The following is a 19,269-nucleotide window of genomic DNA, read 5'->3' as shown; positions in this document are numbered from 1 at the left end:
GGTCACAGCAGGATGAGGGGCCGCAAATCGTTGGGAAACAGCAAAAAGCGGCGGTTAGTCGCCGTTGGCGACTTCACGCCGCACACGAGCGTGCCCGGACCACCGAGGGAGGTGGTCCGGGCACTTCGATCGGTGCACCCGCTTGACGGTCAGATGGAGTTGATCAGAAGGTGCGTTCCTGCAGCGAGAAGTCCCGCTGGTTGTTGTTGGTGTCCTGGTTCAGCAGGTTGCGCGTGTTGGAACCGTTGAGCTGGGCGGTGCGCTGGTTCTCGGGCTGGGCGTGGACGCCTTCCTTGGCCGTGGTCACCGGCGACGAGAATGCGACGCCGTCGATCTTGAAGGCAGTCGGGGCGAGGCTGCCGAAGACCGCCACACCGCCGAGGGCCGGGATGCCTTCGACACCGGTGAATCGCACCGGGAGAACGTTCGGCGTGGACGTCGTGCCGGAGAACTCGGCACCCGTCAGCACGAGCGTGCTGCCGACGTTGTTCGCCGGCGCCAGCGTGAGCGGCCCGCCGAGCGGGTCGACCAACGGGATCGTCTGGATGACCTCGTTGCGCTGGTTGTAGATCCTGATGACCCAGTTGCTCAGGTCGACCTGCTCGCTCGTGGTGTTGATGAGCTCGATCGCCTCGTCGAGCGGGCCGTTCGGTCCCATGGTGGAGACCTCGTTGATCAGCACTGCCGGCAGCTGCATGACCTCGGGAGACTCGGGCTCCTCGGCGGCCGTTGCCAGTCCGGCGAACGCGATGGTGCTCGCGATTGCCAGGGCGGCAGCTCCGCTCAGCAGTCGACGCATTGTCCTGTCCCTTCGAGAAAGTGAATTCGGATATTTCTCATAGCGGCCAGGTGGTCCGGGGGAACGACCTGTCTTGCCGCTGGGACTGACTTTGCTCGCATTCGTTCGGGCTCGAAAGGGGCCATTGATGATTGATCAGTCATTGCTTTCGCCGGGAGAAGGAATGCGGCAGGTGAAGTCGGCTGAGTTGTGATCAGTGTCGTGGGAGGGGCCATCACGGCCGAGCGATGAATCTGCGCACGGTGTCGCGGATCCCGCTTCCCGGCACGGCGAGGAGGAGCTGAGGCCAACGCTGTCGGTGTGTGCGCCGTGCCGGTTTCGGGCGATTACGCCACTTCCGTCCACGGTTTCCACGACGATCCCGCCGGGCGCCGTTCCGCTGAACGCGCTGCCGACCACCAGGAAGTATTCACCCGGCGGAAGCACGGTGCCCGGAGGGATGGTGGCCAGGATTCGCGGAGTGGAGCCGGCGCAGGCCTGGATCGTCCATCCTCCGACGTCTGCGCCGGTGGAGCCGGTGTTGCGCAGTTCTACGAATCCGCTCGATCCGAGCGCGATCTCGTTCACCTTCACCGGGGAGACCCCCGGTGTGCCGCCGAGCGCGGCACCGGCGAGCAGCAGGTACGTTGCGACGGAGTTGCCTGGGGGTGTCACGATCGCAGTCTGGCGCGGGCCCGGCGGTCGTCACAGGGGGCCAAAGACCTTCTCTGCCTGGGACTTGCGGGAAGACGGTGACCGCGGGGTCTCGGCGGTCCACCGCTCCTCCGGCTGGGCGCAGGGCTCCTGCGCCTGCCCGCTCCCCGTCAAGCGGGGTGGTCTTCCTTGGTGCCCCTGCGTGTCTCACGTGCGATCGTCGCCGCCTTGTCCACCGCGGCGTGCGGCACGTCGAGCGCGGCGCTGAGGAAGGCGCGCCAGTAGGGACCGGGAATGCGTTTTCCGCGTTCCCATCTCGACACTTCTTCACGAGTGACGCTGTCGTTTTGTGAGATCTCGCACAACAGGTCCGCCAGTTCGCGCTGGGTGAGGCCTTGTTCCCGCCTGGCCTGCGGAATCAGCGCGGTAATGGACGGCACGTCCTGGTGCTCTGGGGCTGGTCTGGCTGCCTTGAGCACGGTTCTGCTCCGTTTCGGTGTGATGAGGTGGGTGACTCGACCACCATGCCGCAAAGTCTGGATCATGGGTCCCTGCATTGCGGTGATACCGACGGTCGTTGAAAGTTCGCGTACCGCCGGAATCAGTCGATCGGATGTTTGGGTGAAAGGGAACTGGGCCAACGGGGCGTGCGCTCTCGCATTGTGGAGCTTTGACTAGTGTGACTGCGCCGGCCGTTGCGACAGCAATGACCGGGATGAGAAGGTGGAGAAAATGCTCTCGACGGTCGAAGTGGTGCAGGTGCTTCTCGCGCGGCTGGCCGCGCAGGACGCATCAGGCATAGCGCGGTTGTGCGCGCCGACCGTGGAATGGGAGGCGCCCGACCTGGGCGGCACCCGCTGGACGACAGGCCCGCGCACCCGCCGGGAGGTCGAGTCCCAGTTCCTCACCCTGTTCGCCACGTTCGACCTGGAGCGGCTCTCGGCCCGCCAGGTGATCGTCGACGGAGGAGACGCGGCCGTGATCGGTTCGGCGCGCTGGCGGGTCCTTGCCACGTCGGAGCGGGTGGACGTGCGCTTCGCCGTGGTGGTGTCGGTGCACCTGGGGGAGATCGAGCAGTACTGGCAGATGCCGGACACACTGGCCGCCGCCGTTGCCACAGGGGCCGCGCGGACTGAGGCATGAGCAGCAACCGCGAGAGATCGATCCGCACCAGGGCCAAGCTGCTGCACGCCGCGGCGGAGGTGTTCGACCGGGACGGGTTCGCCGGATCCAGCCTCACCGCCGTCTGCGCACGGGCGAACGTGTCGAAAGGTGCGTTGTATTGCCACTTCCGCTCCAAGGAGGCGCTCGGCGTCGCGATCATCGAGGAGCAGTCGCTGCTGTGGCACCGGTTGCGCGACGAGCAGCTCGCGATCGAGCAGTCACCGATCCAGGCGCTGATCGCCATGTCGTTCGAGTTCTCCCGCAGGCTGGACTCCGACCTCACCGTGCGGGTCAGCGCGAAGCTGTTGCGGGAGGCCGTGTTCTTCGACGTCGTGGCCGCCGCGCAGGTCGTCGGCTGGGTCGCCGTGGTGCGGGAGCTGCTGTCGCTCGCGCGGGAACGCGGTGAGCTGCGGCCGGAGGTGAACGTCCGGCACGCGGCCGAGCAGATCGTCGCGGAGCTGCTCGGGCTGCAGTTCGTGGCCCAGGCACTGAGCGGCGGCACGGATCTCCGCACGCGGCTCGCAAGGGTGTGGCGGGCGTCGTCCGGCTGTCTGGTGACGGCACCCGTCTACAAGACGTTGCGGTTCGAATGACCGCCGCCTCGGCCGGATCTCCGGCTGCGCTAACGGGCTGAACCTTCGCGACGACAAGGTGCTCGTGTGCGGGAACTCGCGACGATCGGCCCGGACGGTTTCACCGTGTCGCGAACCGATGACCTGCGGAGGTCGTTGGGTTCGGTAGGCACCGGGAGATCAACGCCGGACTTGTCGTAGTTTGATCTTCAGGTAAGGCGGGTACCGGAATTCCAGGTGACCCGTTAGGTTGCTGCGCAGGCGAGCGGAGGCCCATGAGCGCACCTTGGGACGGCGATCTGACCGGGGCGGTGATCGACAACCGCTTCGTGGTCGGCACACTCCTCGGGTCCGGCGGCATGGCGGAGGTCTACCGCGCGTACGACCGATCGACGACGTCCTCGGTGGCGATCAAGATCTTTTCAGGCCCCGGCCTGCCCGACGACGAACTGCGCCTGCAGCGCGAGGCCTCGATGCTGGTCTCGCTGGACTGCCCCGGCATCATCCCCGTCTACGCGTCCGGAACGGTGTCCCGGCGCCCGTACTTCGTGATGCGCGAGATCACCGGCGGCACGCTGCGCCAGCGCATGCGCGAACCGCTGCCGCCGAGGTTCGTGGCGCGGATCGGCAGCCAGATCGCCGCGGTGCTGGACCACGTGCACGACCTGGGCGTCGTGCACCGCGACATCAAGCCGTCCAACATCCTGCTCGACGACACCGAGAAGCAGGCCTACCTGGCTGACTTCGGCCTCGCGCTGGTGGCGGAGGTGACGCGGGTGACGACGTCCGGCGTGCTGGTCGGCACCGCCGGGTACCTGTCGCCGGAGCAGGTGCGCGGCGCCGAGGTCGGCCCGCCCGCGGACGTCTACTCGCTGGGTCTCGTGCTGCTGGAGTGCCTGACCGGGCGGACCGAGTACCCCGGCGGCGACGCCGAGGCAGCGCTCGCCCGCCTCGCCCGGTCGCCGCGGATCCCCGTCGACCTGCCGCTGGCGTGGGTGTCGTTGCTGTCCGCGATGACGGACATGGACCCGGCACGCCGTCCGACCGCCGCTCAGTGCTCCCGATCGTTGCAGGCCGCTTTCGAGGCCAGCCGCGGTCTGCCCGCGTTGCTGCCGGACGCGGCCGTCGCACCGGACGCGCCTCCTGCCGTGCCCGAACCCAGGTCGCGGAAGGGCAAGCGCCTGGCGATCGCGGCCGCGGCCGTCGCCGTCAGCGCGGTGGCCGTCGTGGTGGCGAACTTCGCCGGTGGCGGGAACGAGGCGCCGGCGGCGGACAAGCCGGTGACGCCGGACGCGCACACCCAGGTCGTGACGGTGACGCAATCCGCGGTGACCGTGGTGCAGACGCCGGGCGCTTCGGATGCCTCGAACGCCTCGATCGCGCCCGGTGAGCCCGGGGCGCCGCAGCCAGGCGCCGGTGGGGTCGTGCCGTCGTCGACACCGGTCGTCGAGACCACCGAGGTGGAGCCGACCGGGGAGACGACGAAGACCAGCAAGGAGAAGAGGAACGGCAAGCCTTCGGGGTTGCCGATTCCGTCGGCCGTTCCTCAGCCGTAGACCCGGAACGTCAGACCTTCCGGGCTGCTCACCCGCTCGCCGCAGGGGCCGGGCGCCTCGACCGCGAGCTCCCACCGAGGAGGTGCGGATCCTGCTGAGAGGACGAAGTCCGCGCCGGGCAAAGGCGCGCCGGTCGTCTCCTCGTAGAAGCGCCGGGCGTCGTCCGGTCGTGCGCAGGCCAGGACCACGCGGCGTGGCGCCCCCGGCAGCCCGGGCGGGAACGTCCACCCGGCGAAGCCGGCCCGCTGCCAGAGCGAGAAGGCGGCGCCGAACGGATCGATCACTGTGGCCAGGCGGCCCTGGTCGCCCGCCTCGAAGGGCGGCACGACGACGCGGGCGCCGTTCGCCTCCGCCGTCGCGGTACTGCGGTCGACGTCGTCGACGGCCAGGTAGTAGGCGATGTGGGCCGGTGTTCCCGGCGAGTAGACCGGGTTCGTGAGGTCGCTCACGCCGCCGATCAGGTGGCCGTCGACGGAGATCTTGACGGCCTTGCGCCAGTCCTGTTCGTCCACCTCGAAGCGCCAGCCCAGGGTCTGCGAGAAGTAGGCGGCGGTGCCGTCGGGGTCGTGGGTCTCGAGGTCCATCCAGCAGAACATGCGGTCTGGGCATCGGCTGCCCGGACGGCTCCGCAACGGAATTTCAGGCCTTCGGGTCCTCCACCACGGCGAACGGAAGGTCGGAAAGCTCCGCCCGCAGCGTGTCCAGGTCCGAGTAGACGGCCGAGGCTCCGCTGTCGACCAGTTCGTCCTCGCCGAACCCGCCCGTGAGCAGCCCGATCGACGGCAACCCGATCCGTGCGGCCGCCTCGCAGTCCCACACCGAGTCGCCCACCACGACCGCGCGCTCACCCTTGGCCTCGCGCAGCGCCACCTCGATCAGGTCCGGTGCCGGCTTGCTGTCCTCGACGTCGTCCGAGGTCGTCCACGCGACGTCGCCGGGGTCGAGCAGCTTCAGGTAGTGCTCGACGTGCTTGCGCTTGCCCGAGCTGGCGAGCACCACGGCCAGCCCGAGGTCGGTGGCGGCGCGGACCAGGCGGTGTGCGCCCTCCAGCGGCTGGATCTCGTCCAGCACCTCGTCGAAGTTGCGCTCCCAGGCCTGGCGCACCTTGTCGCCATGGTCCTGCTCGACCTTGTCGCCCGCTACGGCGGCCACCAGCTTGTCGCCGCCCATGCCGATCGCACGGTGCACGCGCCACCCCGGCACGGTGATGTCGACCGTGCGGAAGGCGCGCAGCCACGCCACCGTGTGGTGGTAGTTGGTGTCGACCAGGGTGCCGTCCACGTCGAGGACCAAGGTGTTGCTCATGAAAACAGGTTTGCCCGCACGTCTACCTAGGCAAACCCACCAGTTCCCTGCTCTCCTGGAGCGAGGAGAGCTCGCGGCGCAGCACGCTGTCGAGCCAGTGCGCGTCCGACATCCACGACTGGTTCGTGTTCAGGCAGACGTGGACAGATGACTTGTAGACGGACAGCGCTATGCCGACGGCGTGGCCGGGTGCGACGGGCGCGACCGGGTACATCTCGCACAGCGCGGCGCCGTCCAGGGACAGGGCGACGGACGGCAGCGGCACCGAGGTGACCAGCGTGTCGAAGAGCAGCGGCGCGCAGCGGCCCATGACCGGCGCGGCCAGGCGGTGGACCAGCGGCGGCACCTTGTCGGCGAGCCGCGGCAGCGCCCCGGCACCCCGGTCCGGGCCGGCGGCCTTCGCGGACTCCATCTGCGCGCGGACGTTCCGCAGCCGTTCCACCGGGTCCGCCTCGCCGACCGGCAGCGTGACCAGGAAACCGGAGATCTGGTTGCCCGAGCCGCCGTCGCCGGAGCGTGAGCGCTGGTTAACCGGGATCAGGGCGCGCACGACCGAATCGGGGCCCGCGCTGCCGTGTGCGGAAAGCCAGTGGCGCAACGCACCTGTGACGAGGGCGAGCAGCACGTCGTTCACCGTGCCGCCGTGCGCGCGGCGGATTCGGTGCACGTCCGCAAGATCCAGGCGCGACATCACCACGCGGCGTGGCCGGGTGGACGCGGTGAGCACCGGCGAGTTCAGCGTCGGCGGGCGGGTGTTCATCAGCACGCTCGACGCGATGTCGAGCGCGTCCTTGATTCCGCGCAGCGACGGGAGCGACGGGATGATCGACTTCGCCACCGGCTCCGCGGCGTCCGGAATGGACAGCCGCGACGGGTCGAAGAGCTGGATTCCCAGGCCGACGGCCTTCATGCCGTCGCACAGCGAGTGGTGCAGCTTCGCGACGACGGCGAACCTGCCGCCCGCGAGGCCGGTGATGACGTGCAGCTCCCACGGCGGGCGCGCGAGGTCGAGCGGCTGCGCCATGAGGTGCGAGACCAGGGTGGCGAACCGGTCACGGCCGCGCGTGTGGTGCGTGAAGACGTGGTCCTCCGGCGCGAAACCGGGGTCCTCCACCCAGCGCGCGCCGCCGAGCAACGAGGTGCGGGCGCGCTGGCGCAGGCGCGGGATCTCTTGCGCCCGTTCACAGAGCACCGCGGCGATGCGGGCCGGATGCACCGGAGTGGACGGTGCGAAGGTCGCGACCGCGCCGAGGTGCAACGGATTCGTGTCGCCCTCCATCGCGAGGAAAGCGATGTCGAGGGGAGAGAGGTGGTCTGTCATATCTGTGCAAGGAAAACAGGTCATCGTGTCGTGCGCATTGCGATGAGATGGCGGTGACTCCCTACCGCCCCAAGTACACTCGAACGGTGGTACCGCTGTGACTCGTGTGGGTGCGAACCAGGTCACACAACAGGTTCACCATCACGATCCCGAAGCCGGACAGGCCGGTGAACGACGGCGGGAAACCGGAGCCCGTGTCGCTCACCTCGCACACGACGGTGCCGCCCTCCCGCCACAGCCGCAGCACCCCGCGGCCCGATGCGTGCAGGATGCTGTTCGTCGCGAGCTCGTTCACCGCGAGCACCAGGTCCTCGACCTGTTCGCGGCGCAGCCAGTGCGCGTACGCCGACACGAGCTTGCGCATGTGCGCGAGCGTGCCGACGGAGAACGAGTGCACCTCGGCGTCCGCGGGCGGAGGCGGCAACGCCACGTTGTAGATGTCGGCCAGCCCGGTGGGCTCCGTGTACCACTCGCTCGCCACGCGCCGCTCGCCGTCGATCACGACGGGATGGGTGCGCCGCGCGTCGTCCAGCACGTGTGCGGGCAGCGCCGCCGCGTCGTACGGGCACAGGATGACGCCCGGCCGTCCCTCGAACGCCGTGTTGATCAACGCCTCGTGCTGCACGCACGCCGGGTACTCGAGGTCGGTGCGGCCAGGCCAGATCGGCTGGCCGACCACGCGGAACCGGCGCTGGGTGCTCGCGCTGAACGCCATCAGCACACCTGGGATGATCCGCCCGGGGTTGCGGCCGGCCTCGGTCATGTCGATGAAGTGCACCTGCTCCGCGTCGTCGCCGAGCCGCTCGCGCAACGGGCCGATGCTCTCCTCGGGCACCGCCACCAGCACCGGCTCGCCCCTGTCGACACCCTCCGTCACGAATCTGGCCGTACCGGAGAGGAAGGTGTCCCCGTCCCGGTAGAACAGGGCTTCGTGCGCGAACGGGGCAACGGGGTTCATCGGCTTCCCGGTGAGGTCGGTGGCTGCGGCAGGTACCCATTCTGCTCCCCGTAACAGTGTTTCGGCGGGGGCCAGGCCGGTGGTTGTCGACGAGCGGGTATCCGCAGGTTGGATTCGTCGTGCGAGTGGGGAACACCCCAGGCAGACTCCGGTTGTCGGGGTCTCGCTAGGAGGTGGCGCCGTGCTCGTTCACCACACGCTGACCGGGCCGGAAGACGCGCCGGTGCTGGTGCTCGGCAACGCCCTGGGCACGACCACCGAACTGTGGCGCGAGTTCTCCCTGCCGTTCCGGCTGCTGCGCTTCGACCACCGCGGCCACGGTGCCAGCTCGCCGGTCGCCGGGCCTTGCTCGATCGAGGACCTGGCGGGCGACGTCGTGGAACTGCTGGACCACCTGGGACTGCGCCAGGTGTACTACTGCGGCGTGTCGCTCGGCGGCATGGTGGGGATGTGGCTGGCCGCGCACACCGACCGGATCTCCCGCCTGGCGCTCGTGTGCACCACCGCGTGGGTACCGGACAAGGCCCGGCTGGACTCGCGGATCTCGTTGCTGCGCTCGTCCGGGATGGAGGCGGTCGCGGACGCGGTGTTGTCGCTGTGGTTCACGCCTACCTGTGCGCCTGACGTCGTCGCGCGCTTCCGTGCGGACTTGTTGAAGGTCGACCTGACCACTTATCTCGCCTGTGTCGAGTCCGTCCGGGGGATGGATCTCCGGCCGGATCTGGCGAAGATCGACGTGCCCACCGTGGTGATCGCGGCGGCTCAGGACCATGCGACGCCTACCGAGCTGGTGCGGCACATCGCGGACGAGTTGCCGGATTCCGAGCTCTACGTGGTGGGGGACGCGGCGCACCTGGCGGTGGTCGAGGCGCCCCGGACGATCTCGGTGATCCTCGACGACCACTTCGGCAACGAATAGCCGGGGCTCAGACCTTCTCCAGCGGGCGATGCGGTTCCGCGGGCAACTGAACGCGGATCTCGTCGCCGGGCCGGACCACGCCACCCGTCAGAACGACCGACATGATGCCCGCGCGACGGATGAGCTCACCGTCCGGACCCTTGCCCACGACCTCCTTCAGCAGCCCCTTCGAGAAGGCGTCGATCTGCAGGCACGGGTTGCGCAGGCCGGTCACCTCGACCACGGCCTCGGGGCCGAGGTGCAGCAGCGTTCCGGTCGGCAGGGCGAGCAGGTCGATGCCCCGTGTGGTGACGTTCTCGCCGATCTCGCCCGGGGCCACGGAGAAGCCCTTGTCGCGCAGCTCGTCGAACAGTTCGGCGTGCATCAGGTGGACCTGGCGCAGGTTCGGCTGGGTCGGGTCCTGTGCGACCCGTGATCGGTGCTTGACCGTGACGCCCTGGTGGACGTCGCCTTCGACACCCAGTCCGGCGAGCAAAGTGATGCTCTCGCGCACGGGTTTGGTGAACGTGTACTCCTCGTTGCGGCTGACCGCTGTCACAACCCCCATGACCTCGATTGTGCACGATCACTTGAGACGCGGCACGTAGTCCGTTCGGCGCAAGGGAACACGGAAGCAGGAATCGATCAAGGTGATTCGATCCGGGGCCCGCGACAGTGTTCTACCTGCGCTGATGCACCGGGCTGTGGAAACGCTCTCACGAACTTCCGGCAAGGCTCTTGACTAATCCTCACGTCAGGCTGTTGACTCCGTCACACCTCGTCGGAACCGGTACCGAAACCGGTTTCAGGAGGCGGCGGAAGGAAGTTCGGCATGCGTGTCACGATCGCAGAGGTCGCCCAACGCGCCCAGGTGTCCAAAGCGACCGTGTCACGTGTGCTGAACGGCAAGCCGGACGTGGATGCCTCTACGGCGCAACGTGTTCGCAAGGTCATCGACGAGATCGGGTACGTGCCGAGTGCCCGCGCCGTCGGTCTTGCGCGGGGTCGTACCCGCACCGTCGCGATGCTCGCGCCTTCACTCACCTGGCCGTGGATGGGCGAGGTGCTGCAGGGCATCGTCGACACGCTCGAAGCCGACGGGTACGGGCTGCTGCTGTACACGCTGAACCGCGGGCCCGAGTCGCTCAACCAGTTCGCGAACCACGTGTCCGCCAACGCTTTCGACGGCCTGCTGGTCGTCGAGCCGCCGGACGCCCTGCACTACATCTCCACGCTCTACCGGGCGGGACTGCCGGTCGTCATGATCGACGATCGCGGCTCGCACCCGGAGTTCCCTTCGGTGACGACGACGAACCGGCAGGGAGGCGCGGATGTCGCGAGGCATCTCGTCGCGGCGGGCCGCCGCAGGTTCGCCGTCGTCACCGGGCCCCCTCACTTCGGGTGCACTCAGGCGAGGCTGGACGGGTTCCGGCTCGCTTTGGCGGAAGCGGGCCTGACGCTGCACCCGGACCTCGTCGTCGACGGTGACTTCACCACGGAAGGTGGTGAGGTCGCCGTGGACAAGCTCGTCGCGAGTGGAATCCCGTTCGACGCCGTGTTCGCGCAGAACGACCTCTCGGCGGTCGGAGTGCTGCGGGCGCTGCGGGAATCCGGCAGGACCGTCCCGGACGACGTGTCCGTGGTCGGATTCGACGACGTCCCGGTCGCGGGACACACCGAACCTCGGCTGACGACGATCCGCCAGCCGGCACAGGAGATGGGTGCCGCCGCCGCGCGGATGCTGCTCTCCACGCTCGAGGGACAGCCGATGCCCGACCACCCGCTGGTGCTGCCGACCTCGTTGATCGTGCGCGAATCCGCGCCCTGACCCACCCGCTCCACCACAACTGAACGGACCAGCCAGGCCACCGCATGCGGCCTGGCCAGTTCGCCGTACGTATGAGAGAGCGCTCTCATACACCGTCGTATCGGGAGATTCCCCCATGCGCAGAACAGTCATCGTCGCGTTAGCACTGGCGCTCGCGGCGACCGGTTGCTCCTCTGGTGGCGCCACCAAGGCTGCCGGAGTGCTGACCGTGGGCATGCCCAACGGGCCGCTGACCGAGAACCACAACCCGTTCCTGCCCACGTCCGCGGCAGGCTCGCTCGGCTACCGCTACCAGATCTACGAGCCGCTGGCGTTCGTGAACAACACGCGCCCGGCCCAGGACCCGGTGCCGTGGCTCGCCACGAAGTGGGACTGGACGCCCGACTACAAGAAGGTCACCTTCACGATCCGGGAGAACGTGAAGTGGTCCGACGGCAAGCCGCTCACGGCCGCTGACGTCGCCTTCTCGTACGAGATCCTCAAGAAGTGGCCGGCGCTCAACAACCGCGACTCGCTCAAGGTCGAGACCGCGACGGCGACGCCGGACAACAAGGTCGAGGTGTCGTTCGCGAGTCCGCAGTTCGTGAACCGCAACAAGGTCATCAGCGCGATGGTGGTTCCGCAGCACGTGTGGAGCACCATCCCCGACCCGACGACCTACACGAACCCGAAGCCCGTCGGCACCGGTCCGTACGAGCTGAAGTCGTTCACCTCGCAGACCGTCACGATCGCCCGGCGTGCGGAGTACTGGCAGGAACTGCCCAAGGTTCCGGAGATCCAGTACACCTCGTACAACGACAACACGGCGCAGACGACCGCACTGGCGTCGGGCGCGAGCCAGTGGTCGTACGTCTTCATCCCGGACTACCAAAAGCTCTACGTCGACAAGGACCCGGCGCACCACAAGCTCTGGTTCCCCGCCGGTCTCGGCATCCACGGCCTGTGGCTGAACACGACGGTGGCGCCGTTCGACAACGCCGCGCTGCGTTCCGCGATGAGCGACGTGATCGACCGCGAGGCGATCTTCGTCAAGGGCGAGGCCCGCCTGTTCCCGAAGCTCGAGTCGAAGACCGGCATGCCGTTGCCCGCCGGTGACTCCTTCCTCGCGCCGGAGTACAAGGACGCCAAGTTCAAGATCGACGTGGACGGGGCGAAGCAGAAGCTCACGGCCGCCGGCTTCAAGCTCGAGGGCGACGTGCTCAAGGCGCCGGACGGCAAGCCGGTCACCATCGAGCTCACGAACCCGTCCGGCTGGTCGGACTACCTGACGGTCCTCGACATCATCAAGGGCGACCTGAAGAAGATCGGCATCGAGGCGACCGTGCGCACGCAGACGGCGGACTCGTGGACGACCGACTTCGCGAACGGCGCGTTCCAGGGCTCGCTGCGCTGGACCAACACCGGCGCGACGCCGTACGAGATGTACCAGAACATCATGGACGGCGCGGAGATCAAGCCGATGGGGCAGACCGCGGCGGTGAACTTCGGCCGCTACAACAACCCCGAGGCGACCGCGGCGCTGGCCGAGTACGCCAACGCGCCGGACGACGCGGCGCGGGCCAAGGCCCTCGCGGTGCTGCAGAAGATCATGGTCGAGCAGGTCCCCATGATCCCGACCTCCGCCGGCCCGATCGGTGCGGAGTACAGCACGAAGAACTGGGTCGGCTGGCCCACCGAGGAGGACCCGTACGGTCCGCCGCAGGCCACCCTGCCGAACGCCCTGCAGATCGTCATGAAGCTGAAGCCCGCGGGGTCCTAGATGAACGAAGTCGCGCTTGAAGCGAAGGGTCTGGTCAAGACCTACAAGCGCGTGCGCGCGGTGCAGGACGTCTCCATCGTCCTGCGCCGTGGGCGCGTGACCGCCCTCGTCGGCGAATCCGGGTCGGGCAAGTCGACGGTGGCGAAGCTGCTCGCGCGGCTCGTGGAACCCACCTCCGGCGAGATCCTGCTGGACGGCGAGAAGGTGCGGAGGGTCCGGGAGTACCGGCGCAAGGTCCAGATGGTGTTCCAGGACCCCTTCGCGTCCCTCAACCCCGTGCACACGATCCGCTACCACCTGACCCGGCCGCTGAAGATCCACAAGCGGACCGAGACGGTGGAGGAGCTGCTGCAGCGGGTGAACCTGCCCGTGGACTTCGCCTCGCGGTACCCGCACGAGCTGTCGGGCGGTCAACGGCAGCGCGTCGCGATCGCACGGGCGCTCGCGGCCAGTCCCGAGGTGCTGCTCGCCGACGAGCCGGTGTCCATGCTGGACGTCTCCATCCGGCTCGGCGTGCTGAACCTGTTGCTGGACCTCAAGGAACGGCTGAAGCTCGCCGTCCTCTACATCACCCACGACATCGCGTCGGCGCGCTACTTCGCTGACGAGACGTTCGTGATGTACGGCGGGCAGATCGTCGAGGGCGGCGACAGCGAGTCCGTGACGCAGCGGCCGGCCCACCCGTACACGCAGCTGCTGATCGAGTCGGCGCCCGACCCGGAACGGTCGGTGATCGCGCTGGACGCGCCGCTGGAGGAGACCGCCGAGGTCTCCACCGGCTGCCAGTTCGCGCCGCGCTGCCCGAAGGTGCAGTCCCGCTGCTGGACCGAGGCGCCACCGCGCACCGAGGTCGACTCCTACGGGCACTGGGCGGCCTGCTGGTTGTACGTGGAGGCGGCGGCATGACGTTCCTGCTCCGCCGCGCGCTGTTCTACTTGGTCACCCTCTGGGCGGCGATCACGGCGAACTTCCTGCTGCCGCGCCTGCTCCCGGGCGACCCGGTGCAGGCGATGATCACCAAGCTCGGCGGCCGGCTCAACAGCGACGCCATGGCGTCGCTGTACGTCCTCTTCGGGCTCGACGAGAACAAGTCGATCTGGGAGCAGTACGTCGACTACTGGGCCTCCCTGGTGCGGGGCGACCTCGGGCTGTCGTTCACGTTCTTCCCGACGCCCGTCGCCGACGTGCTCTCGCAGTCCATGCCGTGGACGCTCGGGCTGGTCGGCGTCACCACGGTCATCGCGTTCCTGCTCGGCACGCTGCTGGGCGTCTACGCGGGCTGGAAGCGCGGTTCGTGGATGGACAACCTCATCCCGATCACGACGTTCCTGTCGTCCATCCCGTACTTCTGGCTCGGGCTGATCGCGATCTCGCTGTTCTCCGTGACGTGGCCGCTGTTCCCGGCGTCCGGCGGCTACGCGCCGGGCCTCGTGCCGGAGTTCTCCGGCGAGTTCATCGGCAGCGTCCTGGAGCACGCCGTGCTGCCCGGCATCACGATCGTCGTGAGCTCGGTGGCCGGCTGGATCCTCGGCATGCGCAACATGATGGTGACCGTGACGGCGGAGGACTACGTGCTCGTCGCGCGGGCCAAGGGCCTCACGCAGAAGAGGATCATGTTCGCCTACGCCGCACGCAACGCCGTGCTGCCGTCGATCTCCGGTTTCGCGCTGTCGCTGGGTTTCATCGTCGGCGGCGCCCTGCTGGTCGAGATGGTGTTCTCCTACCCGGGCCTGGGATACGTGCTGTTCCAGGGCATCGGCGCGAAGGACTACCCGTTGATGCAGGGAGTGTTCCTGGTGATCACACTGGCGGTGCTGGTGGCGAACCTGCTCGCGGACATCGGCTACCTGCTGCTGGACCCGCGCACGCGGCGGGAGGGCTGATACTCCGATGAACTTCAAGACGAAACTGGGCCTGGGCATCCTCGCCTTCTTCGCGCTGCTCGCCGTGATCGGCGAGTGGATCGCGCCGTACGACCCGTCCGCCATGAGCGACGACCTGCTGTCGCCGCCCTCGGGCGCGCACTGGTTCGGCACGACCATGACCGGGCAGGACATCTTCTCCCAGGTGCTCGTGGGCACCAGAGGAGTGATGGTCGTCGGGCTGGTCTGCGGTGTGCTGGCGACCTTCCTGTCGATCCTGGTCGGCGTGACCGCCGGGTTCCTGGGCGGCGCGGCCGACGAGGCGTTGTCCATGCTGTCCAACATCTTCCTGGTGATCCCGGCCTTGCCGCTGATCATCATCGTGGCCTCGATGCTGCCCTCGGCGGACACGGTCCTGATCGCCGCGGTGATCAGCCTGACCGCGTGGGCGTGGGGCGCGCGAATCCTGCGCGCGCAGACGATGTCGTTGCGGCGCAGGGACTTCGTGGAGGCCGCGCGGGCGTCCGGGGAACGGACCTGGCGCATCATCGTGTTCGAGGTGCTGCCCAACCTGCTGGCCGTGATCGGGTCCGGCTTCGTCGGCACGGTGATCTTCGCGGTCATGCTGCAGATCACCCTGTCGTTCGTCGGCGTGATCTCGCTGTCGACCTGGAACTGGGGCACGATCCTGTTCTGGGCGCAGAGCAACCAGGCGCTCGGCCTGGGCGCGTGGTGGTGGTTCGTCCCCGCCGGCCTGTGCATCGCGTTGCTGGGCACGGCGCTGGCTCTGATCAACTTCGGGATCGACGAGTACGCGAATCCCCGCCTGCGGAAGGTGCGCGCATGAGCCCGGTGCTGGAGATCCGCGATCTCTCGGTCGACTACGGCAACCTGAGGGCCGTGCACAACGTCTCGCTGACGCTGAACGCGGGCGAGGTGCTCGGTCTGGCGGGGGAGAGCGGCAGCGGCAAGTCCACTCTGGCCTACGCCGCGACCCGCCTGCTGCAGGTACCGGGCAAGGTGCCGTCCGGCCAGGTGCTGTTCAAGGGCCAGGACCTGCTGTCGCTGACCGACAAGCAGTTGCAGGTGCTGCGCTGGAACGAGATCGCGATCGTGTTCCAGGGCGCGATGAACGCCCTGAACCCGGTGATCTCGGTCGGCACGCAGATCGACGACGTGCTGCGCACGCACCGGCCGCAGATGAAACGCCCGCAGCGGTCGGCCCGCGGCCGCGAGCTGCTGTCGCTCGTCGGCATCCCGACCGACCGGCTGTCGTCGTACCCGCACCAGCTCTCCGGCGGCATGCGGCAGCGCGTGATGATCGCGATGGCGCTCGCGCTGGAACCCGAGATCGTCATCATGGACGAGCCGACCACCGCGCTCGACGTGGTGGTGCAGCGGCAGATCCTCGGCCAGATGATGCGGCTGCGCGAGACGCTCGGCTTCTCGGTCGTCTTCATCACGCACGACATCTCGCTGCTGGTCGAGTTCTCCGACCGCATCGCGATCATGTACGGCGGGCGCGTGGTCGAGGAGGCGCCGGCGAGCGAGATCTACCGCGCCGCCAAGCACCCGTACAGCCAGGGCCTGCTGGGCTCGTTCCCGGCCTTGCGCGGACCGCGCCGTGAGCTGAAGGGCATTCCGGGCTCACCCCCGGACCTGCGCTCGATGCCGCCGGGCTGCCCGTTCCACCCGCGGTGCCCGACCGCGATGGACGTGTGCGGCGAGCGGATGCCGTCGCTGGAGTCCGTCGAGGAGAGCCGCCGCGTGGCGTGCTGGTTGGAGGACGTGCGTGTCTGACGTGATCGCGGGTCTGCCGGCTGATTTTTTCTGGGGCGTGGCGACCTCGGCGTACCAGATCGAGGGCGCGTACGACGAGGACGGCAGAACACTGTCCATTTGGGACACGTTCTCCCGTCGCCCCGGTGCCGTCGAGAACGGTGAGACCGGCGACGTGGCCTGCGATCACTACCACCGCATGCCGTCCGACGTGGAGATGATCGCGCGTCTGGGCGTCGACAAGTACCGCTTCTCCGTGTCGTGGCCGCGCATCCAGCCCGGCGGCCGCGGCCCGGTGAACCCGAAGGGCATCGACTTCTACTCCCGGCTCGTCGACGAGCTGCTGGACAAGGGCGTCGACCCGTGGCTGACGCTCTACCACTGGGACCTGCCGCAGGAACTGGAGGACGCGGGCGGCTGGCCGCACCGCGACACCGCCTACCGCTTCGCCGAGTTCGCGGGCCTGGTGCACGACGCGCTGGGCGACCGCGTGCCGACGTGGACGACGCTGAACGAGCCCTGGTGCTCGGCGATGCTCGGCTACGACGTCGGCAGGCACGCGCCGGGCCGCACGAACTTCGCCGAGGCCATGCGCGCCACCCACCACCTGCTGCTGGCGCACGGCCTGGCCGCGCGGGAACTCCGGACGCGCGGCGTGGCGTCGTTGGGCATCACGCTGAACATGGGCACCCACAGCCCGGCGTCCGACGACCCGAGGGACGTGGACGCTGCCCGGCGCGCTGACGGCCTGGGCACCCGGATCCACCTGGACCCGCTGGTGCACGGGCGGTATCCGGAGGACGTGCTGGCCGACATCGCCGCGCGCGGTGCCGAGATCCCGGTCCGCCCCGGCGACCTGGAGGTCATCTCGACGCCGCTGGACGTCTTCGGCGTCAACTACTACACCTCGCACGTCCACAGGGCGACCGGCGACCTGGCCGTGTCCGAGGTGGTGCCGCAGGGCCGTCCGGTCACGGCGATGGGCTGGGAGATCGTGCCGGAGGGCTTCACCTCGCTGCTGGTCCGCCTGCACCAGGACTACGGCGTGCCGATGGTGATCACCGAGAACGGCGCGGCCTTCGACGACCTCGACGTCGTGGACGGCCACGTGGCCGACACCGACCGGGTCGAGTACCTGAAGTCGCACGTCGAGGCCGTGGCCGCCGCCGTGCGGGCCGGCGCGGACGTGCGCGGCTACCTCGCGTGGTCGCTGATGGACAACTTCGAGTGGGGCTACGGCTACGGCAAGCGCTTCGGCATCGTCCGCGTCGACTACGAGACGCAGGAGCGGACCCTGAAGCAGAGCGCGCGGTGGTTCCGCGACCTGATCACCCGGTCCGAGGCATAACGCCTGGTCCGCCCAGTCTCCGGCCCGGCCGTCGTGGAATCTCTGCGCCCCCACGGCGGCCGGGCCGGTTCCATTTTCACGGCTCGGATCCCGGTGGAGCCGTACTCGTGCACGAGCGTTCTCCCGGCCAGCGGCGTAGATCACGCCCGAAAGCACTAGCTAAGGCATACCTTAGTTAAGTTAGGGTTACTTTACGCCACCGTGGAGTGCCAGGAGAGGATCGCGATGGAACCGGTTTTAGACCTGGCCGGAATAGGCTTCGGGCCGTCCAACCTCGCTCTCGCGATCGCCGTGGAGGAACACGAGCTGCCCGTCAGGGCTCGCTTCTTCGAGAGGCAGCCGCGCTTCGGCTGGCACCGGGGGATGTTGCTGGAAGACGCCACGATGCAGGTGTCGTTCCTCAAGGACCTTGTCACGCTGCGCAACCCCACCAGCGGGTTCAGCTTCCTGTGCTACCTGCGCGACCGCGGCCGGTTGATCGACTTCGTCAACCACAAGAACCTCTTCCCGCTGCGCAAGGAGTTCCACGACTACTTCGAGTGGGCCGCCGAACGGGTCGGGCACCACGTGTCGTACGGCTCTGAGGTCTCCCAGGTCCGTGCGGCCGACGACGGCTTCGAGTTCACCGCCGACGGGCAGCAGGTCAGGACGCGCAACCTGGTGCTGGCGACCGGCCTCGAGGCCAACCTGCCGGACGGCATCGAGACGAGCGACCGGATCTGGCACAACAAGGACCTGCTGACCCGCGTCGACACGCTCAAGGACCCGCGCCAGGTCGTCGTGGTCGGCGCCGGGCAGAGCGCCGCCGAGGCCGTCGCCTTCTTCCACGACCGGTTCCCGCAGGCCGAGGTGCACGGCGTCTTCGCGCGCTACGGCTACAGCCCCGCCGACGACAGCTCGTTCGCGAACCGGATCTTCGACCCCGCCGCCGTGGACGACTTCTACGCCGCGCCGGAGGAGGTCAAGCGCAGGCTCATGGGCTACCACGCCAACACGAACTACGGCGTGGTCGACGGCGACCTGATCGAGGAGCTGTACCGGCGGGTGTACCGCGAGAAGGTCGTCGGCAGGCAGAGGTTGTTGCTGCACAACACCTCCAGGCTCACCGACGTGACGGCCGACGGCAAGTGCGTGGTCGAGTCGCTCGCCGACGGCGGCCAGCTGCCGATCGACGCCGACGTGATCGTCTACGCGACGGGCTACCGCCCCGCGAACCCGGTCAGGCTGCTCGGCGACCTCGCCGTCCACTGCGAACGCGACGAGCTCGGCCGCCTGAAGGTGACCCGCGACTACCGCGTCGTCACGGACGACGGCCTGCGCGGCGGCATCTACCTGCAGGGCGGCACCGAACACACGCACGGCATCACGTCGTCGCTGCTGTCGAACACGGCCGTGCGCGTCGGCGAGATCCTCGACTCGGTGCTGCGACGGGTGCAGCAGCACCACACCGAACCCAAGCTCCACGCAGTCAAGTAGTTCCGTCAGGA

The 19,269-nt window shown here is 68.5% G+C and carries 20 protein-coding genes; 12 read left to right on the top strand and 8 right to left on the bottom strand.

The window, feature by feature from the left end:
• Positions 1-163: 163 nt before the first annotated feature.
• From LX88_RS40810 to LX88_RS40800, 3 genes are all read right to left on the bottom strand, one after another.
• Entirely contained in the window at positions 164-799 is a 636-nt protein-coding gene (locus tag LX88_RS40810; protein ID WP_090065130.1) for a lamin tail domain-containing protein, read from the bottom strand.
• Between the two features lie 135 nt (positions 800-934).
• Positions 935-1,453: a lamin tail domain-containing protein gene (locus LX88_RS40805; RefSeq protein WP_258953106.1), complete on the bottom strand. Its 519-nt coding sequence runs from the start codon at positions 1,451-1,453 to the stop codon at positions 935-937.
• Between the two features lie 149 nt (positions 1,454-1,602).
• Complete coding sequence (locus tag LX88_RS40800) at positions 1,603-1,911, bottom strand: helix-turn-helix transcriptional regulator (RefSeq protein WP_258953105.1); 309 nt, start codon at positions 1,909-1,911, stop codon at positions 1,603-1,605.
• A 253-nt stretch (positions 1,912-2,164) separates the two neighbouring features.
• Between LX88_RS40800 and LX88_RS40795 the strand changes: the two genes are divergently transcribed.
• The 3 genes from LX88_RS40795 (at position 2,165) to LX88_RS40785 (ending at position 4,724) form a co-directional block, all read left to right on the top strand.
• Positions 2,165-2,575 (top strand): nuclear transport factor 2 family protein, encoded by a 411-nt coding sequence (locus LX88_RS40795; RefSeq protein WP_258953104.1) that lies wholly within the window; start codon positions 2,165-2,167, stop codon positions 2,573-2,575.
• Entirely contained in the window at positions 2,572-3,189 is a 618-nt protein-coding gene (locus tag LX88_RS40790; RefSeq protein ID WP_258953103.1) for a ScbR family autoregulator-binding transcription factor, read from the top strand. The genes LX88_RS40795 and LX88_RS40790 overlap by 4 nt, the downstream gene beginning before the upstream one ends.
• 254 nt (positions 3,190-3,443) lie before the next feature.
• Positions 3,444-4,724 carry a serine/threonine-protein kinase gene (locus LX88_RS40785; protein WP_258953102.1) on the top strand — a complete coding sequence of 427 codons (1,281 nt, stop codon included), beginning with the start codon at positions 3,444-3,446 and terminating at the stop codon, positions 4,722-4,724.
• Here the strand turns inward: LX88_RS40785 and LX88_RS40780 are convergent.
• From LX88_RS40780 to LX88_RS40765, 4 genes are all read right to left on the bottom strand, one after another.
• Positions 4,715-5,308 (bottom strand): VOC family protein, encoded by a 594-nt coding sequence (locus LX88_RS40780; protein WP_258953101.1) that lies wholly within the window; start codon positions 5,306-5,308, stop codon positions 4,715-4,717. The genes LX88_RS40785 and LX88_RS40780 overlap by 10 nt on opposite strands.
• Positions 5,309-5,363: 55 nt before the next feature.
• Positions 5,364-6,029 carry an HAD family hydrolase gene (locus tag LX88_RS40775; protein ID WP_258953100.1) on the bottom strand — a complete coding sequence of 222 codons (666 nt, stop codon included), beginning with the start codon at positions 6,027-6,029 and terminating at the stop codon, positions 5,364-5,366.
• Between the two features lie 22 nt (positions 6,030-6,051).
• Positions 6,052-7,350, bottom strand: coding sequence for a wax ester/triacylglycerol synthase family O-acyltransferase (locus LX88_RS40770; protein WP_258953099.1), 1,299 nt, complete (start codon positions 7,348-7,350; stop codon positions 6,052-6,054).
• Positions 7,351-7,411: 61 nt separating this feature from the next.
• Positions 7,412-8,308: an anti-sigma factor RsbA family regulatory protein gene (locus LX88_RS40765; RefSeq protein ID WP_258953098.1), complete on the bottom strand. Its 897-nt coding sequence runs from the start codon at positions 8,306-8,308 to the stop codon at positions 7,412-7,414.
• A gap of 181 nt (positions 8,309-8,489) precedes the next feature.
• Here LX88_RS40765 and LX88_RS40760 point away from each other — a divergent pair, with 181 nt between their 5' ends.
• Positions 8,490-9,227 (top strand): alpha/beta fold hydrolase, encoded by a 738-nt coding sequence (locus tag LX88_RS40760; protein ID WP_258953097.1) that lies wholly within the window; start codon positions 8,490-8,492, stop codon positions 9,225-9,227.
• A 7-nt stretch (positions 9,228-9,234) separates the two neighbouring features.
• Here the strand turns inward: LX88_RS40760 and LX88_RS40755 are convergent, their stop codons facing one another.
• Positions 9,235-9,774: an MOSC domain-containing protein gene (locus LX88_RS40755; RefSeq protein WP_258953096.1), complete on the bottom strand. Its 540-nt coding sequence runs from the start codon at positions 9,772-9,774 to the stop codon at positions 9,235-9,237.
• A 264-nt stretch (positions 9,775-10,038) separates the two neighbouring features.
• Here LX88_RS40755 and LX88_RS40750 point away from each other — a divergent pair, with 264 nt between their 5' ends.
• The 8 genes from LX88_RS40750 (at position 10,039) to LX88_RS40710 (ending at position 19,258) form a co-directional block, all read left to right on the top strand.
• Positions 10,039-11,034, top strand: a complete 996-nt coding sequence (locus tag LX88_RS40750) for a LacI family DNA-binding transcriptional regulator (protein WP_090065120.1) — start codon at positions 10,039-10,041, stop codon at positions 11,032-11,034.
• A 115-nt stretch (positions 11,035-11,149) separates the two neighbouring features.
• On the top strand, positions 11,150-12,793 hold the full coding sequence (locus LX88_RS40745; protein ID WP_258953095.1) for an ABC transporter substrate-binding protein: 1,644 nt from the start codon (positions 11,150-11,152) through the stop codon (positions 12,791-12,793).
• A complete protein-coding gene (locus LX88_RS44730; protein WP_177224532.1) occupies positions 12,794-13,699 on the top strand; it encodes an ABC transporter ATP-binding protein in 906 nt (301 codons plus the stop codon).
• Positions 13,696-14,676, top strand: coding sequence for an ABC transporter permease (locus LX88_RS40730; RefSeq protein ID WP_258953094.1), 981 nt, complete (start codon positions 13,696-13,698; stop codon positions 14,674-14,676). The genes LX88_RS44730 and LX88_RS40730 overlap by 4 nt, the downstream gene beginning before the upstream one ends.
• 7 nt (positions 14,677-14,683) lie before the next feature.
• A complete protein-coding gene (locus LX88_RS40725) occupies positions 14,684-15,502 on the top strand; it encodes an ABC transporter permease (RefSeq protein WP_258953093.1) in 819 nt (272 codons plus the stop codon).
• A complete protein-coding gene (locus LX88_RS40720; RefSeq protein WP_258953092.1) occupies positions 15,499-16,455 on the top strand; it encodes an ABC transporter ATP-binding protein in 957 nt (318 codons plus the stop codon). Before LX88_RS40725 ends, LX88_RS40720 begins: the two co-directional genes overlap by 4 nt.
• Positions 16,448-17,782, top strand: coding sequence for a GH1 family beta-glucosidase (locus tag LX88_RS40715; protein ID WP_258953091.1), 1,335 nt, complete (start codon positions 16,448-16,450; stop codon positions 17,780-17,782). The genes LX88_RS40720 and LX88_RS40715 overlap by 8 nt, the downstream gene beginning before the upstream one ends.
• 225 nt (positions 17,783-18,007) lie before the next feature.
• Positions 18,008-19,258, top strand: coding sequence for a lysine N(6)-hydroxylase/L-ornithine N(5)-oxygenase family protein (locus LX88_RS40710; RefSeq protein ID WP_258953090.1), 1,251 nt, complete (start codon positions 18,008-18,010; stop codon positions 19,256-19,258).
• Positions 19,259-19,269 lie beyond the last annotated feature (11 nt).

This window comes from Lentzea californiensis (genome assembly GCF_024648825.1).
Taxonomy (GTDB): domain Bacteria; phylum Actinomycetota; class Actinomycetes; order Mycobacteriales; family Pseudonocardiaceae; genus Lentzea; species Lentzea californiensis.
The sequence above is the reverse complement of the archived record's forward strand: the minus strand, read 5'-3'. Positions and strand labels throughout refer to the sequence as shown.

Bases quoted from the DNA above. Each gene is read 5' to 3' on its own strand.
- LX88_RS40810 (WP_090065130.1), bottom strand. From the start codon at position 799: ATGCGTCGACTGCTGAGCGGAGCTGCCGCCCTGGCAATCGCGAGCACC.
- LX88_RS40795 (WP_258953104.1), top strand. From the start codon at position 2,165: ATGCTCTCGACGGTCGAAGTGGTGCAGGTGCTTCTCGCGCGGCTGGCC.
- LX88_RS40790 (WP_258953103.1), top strand. From the start codon at position 2,572: ATGAGCAGCAACCGCGAGAGATCGATCCGCACCAGGGCCAAGCTGCTG.
- LX88_RS40785 (WP_258953102.1), top strand. From the start codon at position 3,444: ATGAGCGCACCTTGGGACGGCGATCTGACCGGGGCGGTGATCGACAAC.
- LX88_RS40780 (WP_258953101.1), bottom strand. From the start codon at position 5,308: ATGGACCTCGAGACCCACGACCCCGACGGCACCGCCGCCTACTTCTCG.
- LX88_RS40775 (WP_258953100.1), bottom strand. From the start codon at position 6,029: ATGAGCAACACCTTGGTCCTCGACGTGGACGGCACCCTGGTCGACACC.
- LX88_RS40770 (WP_258953099.1), bottom strand. From the start codon at position 7,350: ATGACAGACCACCTCTCTCCCCTCGACATCGCTTTCCTCGCGATGGAG.
- LX88_RS40765 (WP_258953098.1), bottom strand. From the start codon at position 8,308: ATGAACCCCGTTGCCCCGTTCGCGCACGAAGCCCTGTTCTACCGGGAC.
- LX88_RS40755 (WP_258953096.1), bottom strand. From the start codon at position 9,774: ATGGGGGTTGTGACAGCGGTCAGCCGCAACGAGGAGTACACGTTCACC.
- LX88_RS40750 (WP_090065120.1), top strand. From the start codon at position 10,039: ATGCGTGTCACGATCGCAGAGGTCGCCCAACGCGCCCAGGTGTCCAAA.
- LX88_RS40745 (WP_258953095.1), top strand. From the start codon at position 11,150: ATGCGCAGAACAGTCATCGTCGCGTTAGCACTGGCGCTCGCGGCGACC.
- LX88_RS44730 (WP_177224532.1), top strand. From the start codon at position 12,794: ATGAACGAAGTCGCGCTTGAAGCGAAGGGTCTGGTCAAGACCTACAAG.
- LX88_RS40730 (WP_258953094.1), top strand. From the start codon at position 13,696: ATGACGTTCCTGCTCCGCCGCGCGCTGTTCTACTTGGTCACCCTCTGG.
- LX88_RS40725 (WP_258953093.1), top strand. From the start codon at position 14,684: ATGAACTTCAAGACGAAACTGGGCCTGGGCATCCTCGCCTTCTTCGCG.
- LX88_RS40720 (WP_258953092.1), top strand. From the start codon at position 15,499: ATGAGCCCGGTGCTGGAGATCCGCGATCTCTCGGTCGACTACGGCAAC.
- LX88_RS40710 (WP_258953090.1), top strand. From the start codon at position 18,008: ATGGAACCGGTTTTAGACCTGGCCGGAATAGGCTTCGGGCCGTCCAAC.